Annotated in this window: 9 protein-coding genes; 8 read left to right on the forward strand and 1 reads right to left on the reverse strand. The window is 36.0% G+C overall.

The window, feature by feature from the left end; translation table 11 throughout:
* Positions 1-4 precede the first annotated feature (4 nt).
* The 8 genes from Q4496_RS11185 to Q4496_RS11220 all read left to right on the forward strand — a co-directional run bounded on the left by Q4496_RS11185 (position 5) and on the right by Q4496_RS11220 (position 9,278).
* Positions 5-823: an ABC transporter ATP-binding protein gene (locus Q4496_RS11185; protein WP_215974596.1), complete on the forward strand. Its 819-nt coding sequence runs from the start codon at positions 5-7 to the stop codon at positions 821-823.
* The gene (locus Q4496_RS11190; RefSeq protein WP_215974595.1) at positions 823-2,802 is read left to right on the forward strand and encodes a long-chain fatty acid--CoA ligase; all 1,980 of its coding nucleotides are present in this window, start codon (positions 823-825) and stop codon (positions 2,800-2,802) included. Before Q4496_RS11185 ends, Q4496_RS11190 begins: the two co-directional genes overlap by 1 nt.
* A complete protein-coding gene (locus Q4496_RS11195; protein ID WP_215974594.1) occupies positions 2,799-3,692 on the forward strand; it encodes a branched-chain amino acid ABC transporter permease in 894 nt (297 codons plus the stop codon). Before Q4496_RS11190 ends, Q4496_RS11195 begins: the two co-directional genes overlap by 4 nt.
* Before the next feature lie 42 nt (positions 3,693-3,734).
* Positions 3,735-4,808 carry a branched-chain amino acid ABC transporter permease gene (locus tag Q4496_RS11200; protein ID WP_215974593.1) on the forward strand — a complete coding sequence of 358 codons (1,074 nt, stop codon included), beginning with the start codon at positions 3,735-3,737 and terminating at the stop codon, positions 4,806-4,808.
* A 138-nt stretch (positions 4,809-4,946) separates the two neighbouring features.
* The gene (locus Q4496_RS11205; RefSeq protein WP_215974592.1) at positions 4,947-6,206 is read left to right on the forward strand and encodes an ABC transporter substrate-binding protein; all 1,260 of its coding nucleotides are present in this window, start codon (positions 4,947-4,949) and stop codon (positions 6,204-6,206) included.
* 212 nt (positions 6,207-6,418) lie between these two features.
* Positions 6,419-7,240 (forward strand): ABC transporter ATP-binding protein, encoded by an 822-nt coding sequence (locus tag Q4496_RS11210; RefSeq protein ID WP_215974591.1) that lies wholly within the window; start codon positions 6,419-6,421, stop codon positions 7,238-7,240.
* A 136-nt stretch (positions 7,241-7,376) separates the two neighbouring features.
* Complete coding sequence (locus Q4496_RS11215; protein WP_303610460.1) at positions 7,377-8,627, forward strand: phenylacetate--CoA ligase family protein; 1,251 nt, start codon at positions 7,377-7,379, stop codon at positions 8,625-8,627.
* Positions 8,628-8,780: 153 nt separating this feature from the next.
* The gene (locus tag Q4496_RS11220) at positions 8,781-9,278 is read left to right on the forward strand and encodes a PaaI family thioesterase (RefSeq protein WP_303610461.1); all 498 of its coding nucleotides are present in this window, start codon (positions 8,781-8,783) and stop codon (positions 9,276-9,278) included.
* A 338-nt stretch (positions 9,279-9,616) separates the two neighbouring features.
* Here Q4496_RS11220 and Q4496_RS11225 read toward each other — a convergent pair whose 3' ends face one another.
* Positions 9,617-14,311, reverse strand: a complete 4,695-nt coding sequence (locus Q4496_RS11225; RefSeq protein ID WP_303610462.1) for an EAL domain-containing protein — start codon at positions 14,309-14,311, stop codon at positions 9,617-9,619.
* Between the last annotated feature and the right edge of the window lie 53 nt (positions 14,312-14,364).

Below are 14,364 nucleotides of genomic sequence, written 5' to 3' on the forward strand. Positions count from 1 at the left end.
GAGTATGGCTGAGTCAATACTCAAAGTAGAGCAAGTTTCATTAGCATTTGGTGGTGTGAAAGCGCTAACTGATGTTAGCTTTGAAGTTCCCCGAGGCTCTGTATTTTCGATAATCGGCCCAAACGGTGCTGGTAAAACGTCCATGCTTAATTGTATATCTGGTCGTTATCGCCCTAATTCAGGCAATATCATTTTTAATGATCAAAATGTCACTAAGTTGTTGCCAAATGATAGGGCCGACCTTGGTATGGGGCGTACTTTTCAAAACCTAGCTTTATTTGGTCACATGTCGGTATTAGACAATATTATGGTTGGTCGTCACCACCTATTAAAAAATAATTGGCTTACAGGCCCACTATATTGGGCTTCAAATGCACAAAAAGAAGAGTTAGCACATAGACGATACGTCGAAGAAGTTATTGATTTTTTAGAAATTTCTCATATCAGAAAATCGGTTGCCGGCACGCTATCTTATGGTTTACGTAAACGCGTCGAGTTAGCAAGAGCAATAGCTTTAAAGCCAGAATTAATTTTACTTGATGAGCCCATGGCGGGAATGAACCTGGAAGAAAAAGAAGACATGGCTCGTTATATCCTCGATTTAAACGAAGAGTTTGGTATTACCGTTGTGATGATTGAACATGACATGGGAGTGGTTATGGATATTTCCCATCAGGTGATGGTGCTCGATTTTGGTAAAAAACTAATTTCTGGTTTACCTGATGAAGTGATGGCTGACCCACATGTGAAACGTGCTTATCTTGGTATAGAAGATGACGATATTGAGAAAGCAACAGTCTATGCAGAAAAGGAGGCTAGCTAATGTCAAGTTTAACAGAAGTAGCAGCGAATAAAGATTTTGATATGGGTGAATTAGATACTTTTCCTAAAATACTTCGTCACAATGCCTTGAAACACCCAAATGATATTTCAATGCGTGAAAAAGAGTTTGGTATATGGAATGAATTCACTTGGTTAGATTATCAAAACCGCGTTAAGTGGCTTGCTCTATCATTAAGAGAATTAGGTATTCAACCTAAAGATGCAATTGCTTTATTAGGTGATAACCGTCCAGAGTGGGTTTGGGGTGAAATATGTGCCCATGCAATGGGCTGTTATTCTATTGGGATTTTCCAAGATTCATTACATGAAGAAGTGGTTTATTTACTTAATAAAAGTAATGCGACTGTTGTGATTGCGGAAGATGAAGAGCAGTGTGACAAATTACTTGAGTTAGGCGAAGACATTCAAGATGTAAAAATTATTGTTTATTGCGACCCTCGTGGTATGCGTAAATATGATGATAAACGATTAGTGAATATTGAAGACCTTTATAAGCAAGGACAAGCAATAGATAAAGCCTCTCCTGAGTTATATGACCTATATGTTGACTCTACACGTGCAGAAGAAACCGCTATTTATTGTACTACTTCAGGTACAACGTCTAAGCCTAAAATAGCATTTTTAGGTGGCGGAAATTTTGTAAAACACTGTAGTTCATACTTGCGAGCAGATCCTCGCCAAGCTGGTGATAACTACGTTTCAGTTCTTCCTTTACCTTGGATTATGGAGCAAGTCTATGCTGTTGGCCAAGCATTAATAGCAAGACAAATTGTTAATTTTGTTGAAGAGCAAGAAACCTTAATGGCTGATTTACGAGAAATAGGGCCAAGCTTTGTATTACTTGCGCCACGTGTTTGGGAAGGCATTTTAGCTGACGTAAAAGCTCGTATGATGGATTCAACACCATTAAAACAAAAGTTATTTGATTATGCCTTTGCCTTAGCTGAAAAAGCACAGAACCAAGGAAAACGCTCTTGGCTCGCCGATTTATTATTAATGAATGCGTTAAAAGATCGATTAGGTTTTACTTTTTTGAAATCTGCCGCAACAGGTGGTGCCGCGATGGGACCTGATACTTTTAGGTTCTTCCAAACTATTGGTGTGCCTTTACGTCAACTTTATGGTCAAACTGAACTATGTGGTGCTTATACCGTGCATGAAGCAAATGATGTTGATTATGACAGTGTTGGTATCGCTTTTGATAGTGCCGAAGTAAAAGTGATTAACACCGATAAAGCAGGCGTAGGTGAAGTTATCGCCAAAACCGTTGGTATGTTTACCGGCTATTTAGATAACCAAGAAGCATATGACGAAGATGTTATTGATGGTTGGATGCATACAGGAGACGCCGGTTACTTTAAACCATCAGGTCACTTGGTGATTATCGATCGTATTAAGGATCTGGCGAAAACAAGTAACGGTGTGCAGTACTCTCCACAATACATTGAAAATAAATTGAAATTTTCATCTTTCATTGGTGAGGCCGTTATTCTCGGTAAAGATAAGCCGTATTTGAGCGCACTTATCTGTATCCGTTTTTCAATCGTATCAAAATGGGCTGAGCAGCACGGCTACAGTTTTACTAATTATACTAGCTTGTCAGCCTTACCTGAAGTGTATGAGAAATTAAGCGAAGAAATAGAAAAAGTTAACGATACGTTACCCGATGCTCAAAAAATTAATAAATTTATCTTACTTTATAAAGAATTAGACGCTGATGATGGTGAATTAACTCGTACCCGTAAAGTGCGCCGTAGTGTTATTGCAGACAAGTATGGAGACATTATTACGTCTATTTATGATAACAAAGAAAAAGTTGATATAGATACTGTGATTACCTTCCAAGATGGTGGGAGCTCACGCATTAAAACTCAGCTTAAGGTATCTACGTTAATCGAAAATGATGGTAGTGCAACTACAGCAAATAATGTTAGCCAAATAGAGAGGAAAGCATCATGAATTTTGAACTCTTAATTCAATTAGTAGTAAACGGACTGATAGTTGGTTTGTTATATGGCGTCATTGGGATGTGTTTCGTTTTGGTTTACAAATCAACCCAAATTGTAAACTTTGCCCAAGGTGAATTTCTGTTGATTGGTGCCTGGGTTTGTTGGGCATCACTTATTTACTTAGAGCTACCATTTTTTGCTGGTTTCTTACTATCGCTTTGCTTTATGGCTGCTTTTGGGGTGTTACTACAAATGATAGTGCTAAGACCTATGATAGGCGAGCCTATTATCTCTGTGATTATGGTAACGATTGGCTTATCAATATTTTTCCAAGCACTAATGAAGTGGATATTTGGTGTGTCACCACAAAGTTACCCTCAAGTATTTGATACTCAAACAATTAATATTATGGGATTAAATATTGAGATGGCGTACTTAATGAGTACCATTATTGCCTTAGTTATCATGATAGCTTTCTACTTATTCTTTAAACATTCTAAACACGGTCTAGCAATGCGCGCTACTGCTTTTGACCAACAAGTATCACAAAGCTTAGGTATATCTGTTAAACACGTTTTTGCGATGAGTTGGGGAATTGCCGCAACTGTTTCAGCAACGGCAGGTATTGTGATTGGCATGGTAAATGGGGTTTCAGATTCACTTTCTATTATGGGAATTAAAGTTTTTCCAGCGGTTATTTTAGGCGGATTAGATTCCATTATCGGTGCCATTGTCGGTGGTTTAATTATCGGTGTGTTAGAGAATGTTGCCGAGTTTTTTGATAGCCAATATTTAAACATTGGCAATATGTATGACATAGCACCATTTTATGTCTTGTTAATCATTCTTTGGTTCAAGCCTTATGGGTTGTTCGGTACTAAAGACATTGAGCGTATATAACGCGACTTAATTAACAAAAAGAATAATTATTAGGAGTAACTTATGTCGAGCTTAACTATGCGTCCGTGCGGAGATTTCCGTACCAGCTATAAACAAGACAATACAATTTTTGAAACGAAAACCATCCGTTGGGTGACTATATTTACCATCATAGCGTTGTGCTTTGCACCGGTATTACTTGACGGATACTTTATTACCTTATTGATTCAAATATCCTATTTAGGCATTGCAGCACTGGGGTTAAATATTTTAGTGGGATACACCGGACAAATATCGTTAGGTCATGGGGCTTTCTTTGGCTTTGGCGCATTTGCCTCAGCTTGGTTGAATACAAGTTTTAATATACCTGTGTTTTTGTGTATTCCTTTAGCTGGTTTTTTAACCATGGCGGTTGGCATGATGTTTGGTGCACCGGCGGCAAGAATTAAAGGCTTATACCTAGCAATAGCAACATTAGCATCGCAATTTATTATTGAGGATTTCTTTGCTCGTGCTGAGTGGTTCTCGGGTGGTGCATCAGGCTCTATGGCAGAGCCAGTAAAATTATTTGGTTTTGTTTTTGATACCGACCAAAGTTTTTATTATATCGCGCTGTTTGCCTTAGTTTTTATGTTTATTTGGGGATGTAATTTAATGCGCAGCCGTGATGGGCGAGCTTTTATAGCGGTACGAGACCATTATTTATCAGCTGAAATTATGGGCGTTAAATTAAATAAATACCGTTTATTATCCTTTGGTATTTCTTCATTCTATGCCGGTATTGGCGGTGCATTATACGCGCATTACTTAGGTTATGTATCTGCAGAAGGTTTTACCATTATGATGTCTATTCAATTCTTAGGCATGATTATTATTGGTGGCTTAGGGTCTATTAAAGGCACATTAATGGGCGTTATCTTTATGGTGTTTTTACCTGAAGTATTATCAAGCGGTGTTGGTTTTATGAAAATGACTGATTGGGGCAATATTCCAATGGTTATCGATGGTTTAGCTTACATTAAAGAAATGGCAATTGGTTTGGTTATTATCGGATTTTTAATTTTTGAGCCAGAAGGTCTATCACATCGCTGGACGCAAATTAAAAACTATTGGAAATTCTATCCATTTGCTTACTAAGTGCTTTGTTTAAGTTATTAGTAAGTCATGGAGAATAAGATGAAGTTAAGTTTATGGGGAGAATTTTAGCTTAACTTCTGAATAAAATGTAAAAAAGTTTAACAATCTAATATATAACAATAAGTTAAGGAACATCACATGAGAAAAACTATAAATAAAAAATTATTACTAAGTTCAATTGCGACTACTGTTTTGTTAAGTGCTATTAGCCAAGCACAAGCACAAGATTCTGTTTTTGTTGGTCATTTGGCAGATATGTCGGGTCCAACAGCATTTGTTGGTAAAAATTATGCTGATGGTGTACGAGACTCTCTCGCCTATATAAATGCTAATGGTGGCATTAGTGGGACTAGACTTGAATCTGAAACAATTGATTATGCTTATAAAGTACCACAAGCGATTGCCAATTATAAAAAATGGAAAACGCGTAAAAATATGGTGGCGATGCAAGGTTGGGGAACGGCAGATACTGAAGCATTAATCTCTTTTGTTGCTCGTGATAAAACGCCTGTTTTTTCTGCGTCTTATTCCGGACATTTGACTGATCCAACCGCTAAAAATCCACATACGAAAAAGCCAGCACCATATAATTTCTTTTATGGAGCATCTTACTCTGATGCTTGTCGTGGTTTAGTTCAGTGGGCCGCTGATGATTGGAAAAAGCAAGGTAAAGACGGCAAACCCAAATTTACCCATATAGGCGCCAACCATCCATTTCCAAATGCTCCAAAAGCTGCTTGTGCAGAGTATGCTGAAGAACTCGGTTTTAATGTGCTACCACCCGTTGTTATTTCTATGAAACCTGGCGATTTTAAAGCCCAATGTTTAAGTATTAAAAGCTCAGGCTCAAATTATGGTTATATCGGTAACTTAGGTGGTTCAGTTCAATCGTTAGTTAAATCGTGTAGTACTGTTGGTGTTGATATTCAATTTATGTCAAATATTTGGGGCGGTGATAAAGAAGTCTTTGCAGCTGCAGGCGAAGGAATTCAAGACTATATATTCCCAACGATGACCCCTTTTTGGGGAGATGATGTACCTGGCATGAAGCTGCTACGTGAAATTTCTAAAATGTCAGATGAATCAGGTAAAGAAGAACGTGTTCATCACTATATTCGTGGTGTTTGTTCAACTTACTTTATGAAAGAAGCAATGGAGTGGGCTAAAGACAATGGTGGTATTACTGGTGAAAATATCAAAAAAGGGATGTATGTTCATAAAGATTGGGTGCCAAAGGGGTTAGAAGGTGTTTGTTTAGCTGCTAATTGGACGAGTGAAGATCACCGTGGTGTTAACCAAGTTAACATTTACAAAGGCAACTATAACGATGGTGATATAAAAATTGAAAAAGTATCACAAGTTACCTTAGACCGTCGCGATGATTGGTTAGGTTATTAATTTTAACTTATTAATTTCAAGTAAGCGATTGCAGCACCAATGATGTCATTGGTGCTAGTCATAACCACTCATTGCGTTATTTAGCGCTGTGGTTGTGGCGATAACTTGATGATTTTTAGCGTAATAAAATTAGTTAGCGAGTTTGTGATTATATCTAATGGGTATTGATTTCAAATTAGACAAATATAAAGATTTTAACGGAGCCTATAAATATGTCTCAGGCAGCAGCAAAAATTCAAACAGCCACACCTATGTTATCAGTTAACAATATAGAAGTTGTTTATGACGAGGTTATCCAAGTACTTCGAGGAGTATCTTTAGATGTACCAGAAGGTGATGTTGTTACTTTACTTGGACCTAACGGGGCAGGAAAATCGACAACATTAAAAGCGATTTCTGGACTTTTAAAGACAGAATATGGTGAGGTCACTAAGGGTGATATCACTTTTATGGGCGAACGTATCGACAAAAAGAACGCAGAAGATGTTGTGCGTAGTGGACTTTTTCAGGTAATGGAAGGGCGTCGTATTATTGAAGATATGACATCAATTGAAAATTTGAAATTAGGTGCTTATACCCGAAACGACTCTCAAATCAATCAAGATATAGAGATGGTTTTTCATTATTTTCCAAGGTTAAAGGAGCGTACCGGCTTAGCAGGGTATTTGTCGGGTGGCGAACAGCAAATGTTGGCGATTGGTAGAGCATTAATGGCACGTCCTAAAATGATCTGTTTAGATGAGCCATCGATGGGCTTATCACCATTGTTAGTAAAAGAAGTTTTTGGAATTATTAAGAAAATAAATGTAGATCAAGGTATTACCATGTTATTGGTCGAACAAAATGCTAACTATGCAATAAAGGCTGCTGATTATGGTTATATTATGGAATCAGGGAAAATAGTGCTTGATGGTACGCAAGAACAATTAATGAGTAATGAGGATGTGAAAGAGTTCTATTTAGGTGGCGGTAATGAAGAACGCAAAAGTTTTAAGAATTTAAAATCTTATAAACGACGTAAACGTTGGTTATAAGATTGTACTTAATGATTTATTGCCATGTTGAGCTTCGTTTTATTTTGTAAACATTAAATGGCTTGACGGTGAACTTAAAAGTACATTGCAAATTTAAATAATAATAAACGTTATCATAAGAGATTATCGAGTGACCATGAATAAATACTTTTACGAGAGTGAGTGCGAGAGCTCACCATTGCGAGAGCAAGCATTATTAAGACGTTTGGCAGATTTTATCAATTATGCTAAACAGGAGTGTGAACATTACAAGGAAACGCTAGCTCATATTGATGGAGAGAAAATCACTAGCCGTGAATTATTAGCTCAGCTTCCTATTACCCGAAAGTCAGATTTAATACGTTTGCAGGCTAAGCAATCTCCTTTAGGTGGATTAAACGCTGCAAAAGCTAATTTAGGTCGAATCTTTCAATCACCAGGTCCTATTTATGATCCTGAAAACACGAAAGATGATTGGTGGCGTATGGGCCAAGCTTTTTACGCCGCGGGATTTAGGCAAGGTGAACTTGTTCAGAATTGTTTGTCTTATCATTTAACGCCGGGCGGTTTTATACTTGACTCAGGCGCTAGAGCTTGTGGTTGTATCGTGATTCCTGCAGGTCCAGGACAAACAGATCAACAACTCGATATTATTGAACACTTAAAACCACAAGGCTATGCCGGTACACCATCATTTTTAAAAATTTTATTAGATAAAGCCAAAGCTGAAAACCGAGACGTATCTAGTATAACTAAGGCGTTGGTTACTGGTGAAGCTTTACCTAAACCCTTAAGAGCCGAGTTAGCTGCTGCAGGAATTGATACTTTGCAAGCCTATGCGACTGCTGATGTTGGTCTTATTGGCTTTGAATCACAAAGTGATGAAGGGTTAATCATCGCAGAGGATTTGCTGGTTGAAATAGTGCGACCAGGAAGTTTAGAGCCTGTGGCTGAAGGCGAAGTGGGTGAGGTTGTTGTTACTAGTTTTAATGTAGATTATCCACTTATTCGCTTTGCTACTGGAGATTTATCTGCTGTGAAGTTAGGTGTAAGTGACTGTGGTCGGACGAATATGCGTATTAAAGGCTGGCTAGGACGTGCTGATCAAACAACTAAAGTGAAAGGTATGTTTGTTCATGCAAGTCAAATTGAGCAGGTGAGACAAGCTTATCCTTACATTGCTAAAATGCGCCTAGTAGTCTCGCAAGCTAATTATAATGATAAAATGCATCTACAGTGTGAAGTAACAGACAATAAGTATTTAAAAGAAGATGTTACCAATATGCTTGATAGAGTTAGTAGCACATTAAAAAAGGTTACTAAATTAACCGGTACGATAGAGTTTGTTGCACTTGGGTCGCTTGCTGATGATGGCAAAGTGATTGATGATTTGCGAACTATTGATTGAGTTTAGGGAAGTTAATTGTATAAAAATAGGCATTAAGCAAAATTAAGATAAATTAAGTTATAAGTAAGCTCTAAGAAAGCTCAGTTAAAGTTAAGTTTAATATTTTTAATAAACAAAGTTGAGCGCTATTTTATCTACTATTAAGGAATAAATATGGAAATCAAAGCTTTTCAGGATTGTTACCCAGAAGAACTAAGTCATTGTTATGGTTGTGGTAAAAATAATAATTATGGTCACCAACTAAAAAGTTTTTGGCAAAATATTGATAAAGATAATGTATTAGCAAGTACGACTGTAGCTCATTATATGCCGGCAGATATATACACTGCGATTCCTGGCTTTGTCTATGGCGGCATGCTTGCCTCATTGATCGATTGTCATGGCACTGGCAGTGCCTCAGCAATGGCTTATCTTGCTCAAAATCGTGACATGGGAAGTACCCCAGCATTGCGTTTTGTAACAGGTGCGCTCAACATTAATTATTTAGCACCAACACCTCAAGGGGTTGAGTTAACGTTAATTGGACGTTTTAGTGAAGTAAAAGAAAGAAAAGTTATTGTGGATATATCTTTGTCTGCTAATGACATTGTTTGTGTTAAAGGGCAAGTGATTGCAGTATTAGTGCCTGAAGGTATGACACCTAAACGTTAGTGTGTATTTATATACAGATGTGATAATTCAACCTAGCTTAAGTTAATTAGTCTAAATTGCTATGGTAGTAGTTGTAGGACTAATTAACTTTTCAGACTGATTTTTGACCCATTTCTTGAACTGCCTTTTTAGCTAAGCGCTTACCCACTAAACTCTTTCGATTCTATATTTATATCCTACTCACAATTACCTTCGTAAGTTTCAAACCACTAAAGTATTTTATACAGCGACTTATTTCCGCCATAAACAACCCTTTATTTTTTCTAATAACATCGTTACTGTCAACTGAACTATTAGTGATATCGTTTTACCCCCCCCCCCTAAGTATTACATGTTTTTTATTGGCTAAAGGAAGTCGATTTACTTGTTATTTGATGAGCAATTAAATATTTTTGGAAGTGATCGGTGGCTAATGGTTTACTGTATAAATAGCCTTGTAATTGTTCGCAGTGTAGGTCTGATAGAAATTTTAGTTGTTGATTAGTTTCAACACCTTCAGCCACAACATCCATACCCAAGTTATGAGCGATAGTGATAATGGTCGCAACCATATTTCTACCTTGCTCAGACTCTTCAATATCATCGACAAAAGCTTTATCTATTTTTAAGGTGTTAAGTGGGAATTTTTTTAAATATGCTAAAGATGAGTAACCGGTACCAAAATCATCTAGCGATAAATGAATGCCCATAGCTCTTATTTGTAGCATGGTCTTAATGGCGCTTTGCGGAGAGTCCATTACTGTGCCTTCGGTTATTTCTAACTCTAAATGCTGAGGCGGTAGCTCGCTTTCTTTTAAAATAGTTGCTATTTGTGCAACTAAGTTCGATTGGGTGAATTGTACAGCAGATAAGTTAACAGCAACTCGACCAGTAAATAAGCCAGCATCAACCCATTTTTTTGTCGCGAAACAGGCTTTTCTTAGGACTATTTCGCCAATATCAATAATTTGTCCCGTTTCTTCTGAAACTGGAATAAATACAACTGGGCTAATAATACCTTTACTGGGGGTTTCAAAGCGAACTAAAGCCTCCATTCCAGAAATTTTGCCACTCGCAATTTCAATTTTAGGTTGATAGTAAACAGAAAATGAATCGTCTTTTAAGCCATGCCGAATTAAACTTTCAATTTGTAATCGTTTCACTGCTTGTTTGTTCATGGAGGCACTAAAAAATTGATATTTATTACCGCCACTGCCTTTTGCATGATACATTGCTGTATCGGCATTTTTAAGTAGCTCGTGCCCAGTATTACCATCTTCAGGAAATAAGACAACACCAATACTACTGTACAAAACTATTTCTTGGTTGTTTATTTTAAAAGGGATGGCAACAGTGCGTAAGATATCTTTGGCTAATGAAGTAATAGTATGTATATCATTAGTACCTTCAAGAATAATACTAAACTCATCGCCCCCTAATCGATAAACGGTATCTTGTTCACGTCCAAGAGTTAACATTCTTTTAGCAACTTGGCATAAAATAGCATCACCTATTTGATGTCCCATAGAGTCGTTAATTTTTTTAAAGTTATCTAAATCAAATACGAATAAGGCATGATTAATATTACTTTTGACTAACCTTGCTTGGTGAGCTTGAAAATATGAGCGATTGGGCAAACCTGTTAAAATATCTGAACTAGCTAGCTTTCTTAATTCAGATTCTATTTGTTTACGTTTGGTTATGTCAGAAAAAACACCCACAAAATGAGATATTTGATCATTTTCATCATTAATAATATCTAAGTTTAAATCAGCAAAAAACTTACTGCCGTCAGCTCGTAAACTTTCAACTTCGCCATGCCAACTGCCTTTGGTGACTAAGTGTTGTTTAAGCTTTTGGGTAAAGCTTTGAGGGTACTGTTTGAATGTGATCGGTTGACCAATCATATCCTCTCTTTCTTGTCCTGTTATTCGCTGAAAAGCTTTATTGATATCAACAATTGTAAATTGACGATCATAAATGACAACAGCATCCGATATATTTTGAATACATTTAGCAAATAATTTTAAACTTTCTTCCGTTTTTTTAAGTTTACTTATATCCTTAAGTGTACCAGTCATACGTGAAGGATTATTTTTTTCATCACGTTCAACTATTTTCCCTCGATCTAAAATCCAAATCCATTGATTGTATTTATCTTTAACTCGGTAGGTTGCTTCAAAATGCTCTGTTTTTTCAGAAACATGATCGGCGAGGGTCTTTTTTACTCTCTCAATGTCATGTTGATGTATGTTAGTAGCTTTACTACCATTGTGATGTTTTTGCGCACTTTTATTTCGAGTTCCATCTTGTGGGAAGTCCAAGACTCCCCAAATATTAGAGCGATAAATTTTATCAGTGATAATATTCCAATCCCACATTTCATCACCACTTCCCCAAAGTGAGAGTTTTAAACGTTCTTCACTTTCTTTTATTTGAGAATTATAGTGTTTCTTGTTTTTATACTGTTGAAATATATAAGTTAAAAATAAAAAAGAAATAAAAGCATAAACGGCTATCATGCTTGCTGATAACCACCATGGAGGTAAAATTCGTACATGTAATCGACTGATTTTCGTTTTTTGAGGGGAATGAACATCAAAGGCTTGTACTTCAAATATATAATTACCCGGGCTTAAGTTAGTGTACGTAGCGCGGTTGTTATATCTTCCTGTATTAAGAGAAGCATCAATCCATTCAGTCTCTAGTTCAACTAATCTATACTTGTAACGGATTTGATTATTAAGTTTTGCGTTAGGAGAGACAAACTCAAAGCTGATAGGGGATTGTTTGTAGGCTAATTCGAGCAAGCTTAAAGCATTTAGCTGTTTTTTTAAGGTAAAAGGAGCATGAGTATTGGTTAATTCAGCCTCATCTACTTTTATTGGTACTTTTTTGTTAGCAACATAAAGGTTGGTAAATATTGGTGCAGTAATGTTTTGTTCTATTTTTAATAATTCATCAGGGTTAAATTGATAAAATCCATTGGGGCTACCAAAAAACATATCGCCATTACTTGATTTAAAGGCCGCAGATTCTTGGAATTCAGGGGTATTAATATCGAAGTCTACATCAAATTTTATTACTTTTTCTGTTGCCAGTGATATTGCGTTTATACTTGTGTTTGTTGCTACCCAAATATTGTCATTGCTATCAACTAATAGTGATGCGATATAGTTATTTTGTAAGCCATTATTTTCATTGAAAGTATATGTTTTTTTTTCATTGAATACAGTTAACCCTTGTGACTCTGTGCCTAATAGAACATTATTATTTTGCATCCAAATGTTATTGATTAAACTATTATTAATGATGTCAGTTAACTTTTTACTGGTTTTTTGATAAGAATATTCATTTGTATCAAAGATAAAAGCTTGATTTTTTGTTGATAACAGAAATAATTTATCGCCATTAACTTGAAAGTTAATGAATTGACTTTTATTTAGGGTTGGATAAACAGTAAATGTTTTTTGCGCTATGTGATATTCAGCTAGAAAGTTTTTGCTGTTAAGGTACCAAAGGCTGTCTTTTATTTTTACGACAAAGTTTTCAACAGGGTGGTTTGACTCATTGAACCAAGCTTTATGTTCCGTTACGCTATTTTTATTAATATCATACTGATAGAGCTTGCCACTTTCTGTTCTGAGAAAAAGCTCATCATCATTAGCTGAGAAAACCTGCCAAATATTTTCATTTAAATTTAGTTTACTTTTAGCTAATACTTTTGTTTTAGATAAGCTAAATAAACCATTTTTTTCAGTAGATAACCATATAGTGCCGTCAGAGCTCTCTGCAAAAGACTCAACACGATAACCTTGACCATTATCTCTGGCTAAACCATGATAAATAAAATCTTTCAATGCTGAATATTGGTTTACACCACCGCCATAACTGGCAAGCCACATATTATTATTGTTATCACGATATATATCCATTAACCAGTTGTCACTGATAGACGTTGATTTTGGGCTGCTTTGATAGCTTTGAATTTGTCTATTTAATAAGTTAATTGTATTTAAACCATTGTGAGTAGCTAACCAAATGTGGCTTTCATCATATTGAGCAATGGCTCTGACATTATTAGACAATAATACTTGCTGATCATTAACATCTTGTTTAGTTGTGGTTAAATGTGAAATTAATTGGTAACGGTCATCAACAATATATAAGCCATTATCTGTGGCTAACCAGTATTGATTGTCAATAGTTTTCATATCAAATAAGGCAGTGGCAGTAATTGATAAGTTATGTTTATTTTGTTTATTAAGGGATCCGATATAATTGAGATTTTTACTGAGTAAATGAATGCCTTTATCATAACTACCAAGCCAATATGTACCTGCATTGTCTTGGAATATCGTTTTTATTTCTTTAAATAATTCGTTGTAATTCCGGATGTAAATGGGGTCGAAAGCTATCTCTTTAACTGGTGTTTTGACCGACAACGTTTGTAATCCTTGAGTTGTCGCAATCCATAATAACGACTCACTTTGGCCACCTTGTGCCGAGCTGCGCTTATTTTGATAGATATCCCAAATAACGTTATCTTTGAGTGATAAATTATTTTGCTCTTCATGAACAAAGTTATTGAAGTTATCGAGCTCATAATTATAACGGCTTAAGCCATTTTCAGTACCAACCCAGAGTGTTTTCTCACTATCAATGAATATTTTTCGAATAATATTATCAGCAATAGAGTGTTTATCTTTAGTGTTATGTCTGTAGACAACAATATTATTACCGTCAAAACGGTTTAAACCATCTTCTGTGGCAAACCAGATAAACCCTTGATGGTCTTGGGTGATATTAAATACATTGGAGTTTGATAAACCGTCTGACGTTGATAATTGGTTAAACTTGAGGAAGTTATTACTTAAAGTGCTTTGAGCAACCGATTGGCTGCTTGGTAATGCGTTAGCTGTATAACTATTTATCGATAGGATTGCGAGTAAAAGGCTGCTGATAAACTTTTTTATAATAACCATTCGCGGTATTTTATCGGCAATTAAATACAAGGTTATAATAGCAATAAATGTAAAAAAATATGGCAGCACAGTACAACCTAGTTTGATTTAAAGTAAAAGAGATATAAAACATTATTGTTTTT

Source organism: Colwellia sp. 5_MG-2023, from assembly GCF_030547795.1.
Lineage (GTDB): Bacteria > Pseudomonadota > Gammaproteobacteria > Enterobacterales > Alteromonadaceae > Colwellia.

What these genes read in the sequence shown, in the direction of transcription:
- Q4496_RS11185 (WP_215974596.1), top strand. Translation starts at nt 5, where the DNA reads ATGGCTGAGTCAATACTCAAAGTAGAGCAAGTTTCATTAGCATTTGGT.
- Q4496_RS11190 (WP_215974595.1), top strand. Translation starts at nt 823, where the DNA reads ATGTCAAGTTTAACAGAAGTAGCAGCGAATAAAGATTTTGATATGGGT.
- Q4496_RS11195 (WP_215974594.1), top strand. Translation starts at nt 2,799, where the DNA reads ATGAATTTTGAACTCTTAATTCAATTAGTAGTAAACGGACTGATAGTT.
- Q4496_RS11200 (WP_215974593.1), top strand. Translation starts at nt 3,735, where the DNA reads ATGTCGAGCTTAACTATGCGTCCGTGCGGAGATTTCCGTACCAGCTAT.
- Q4496_RS11205 (WP_215974592.1), top strand. Translation starts at nt 4,947, where the DNA reads ATGAGAAAAACTATAAATAAAAAATTATTACTAAGTTCAATTGCGACT.
- Q4496_RS11210 (WP_215974591.1), top strand. Translation starts at nt 6,419, where the DNA reads ATGTCTCAGGCAGCAGCAAAAATTCAAACAGCCACACCTATGTTATCA.
- Q4496_RS11215 (WP_303610460.1), top strand. Translation starts at nt 7,377, where the DNA reads ATGAATAAATACTTTTACGAGAGTGAGTGCGAGAGCTCACCATTGCGA.
- Q4496_RS11220 (WP_303610461.1), top strand. Translation starts at nt 8,781, where the DNA reads ATGGAAATCAAAGCTTTTCAGGATTGTTACCCAGAAGAACTAAGTCAT.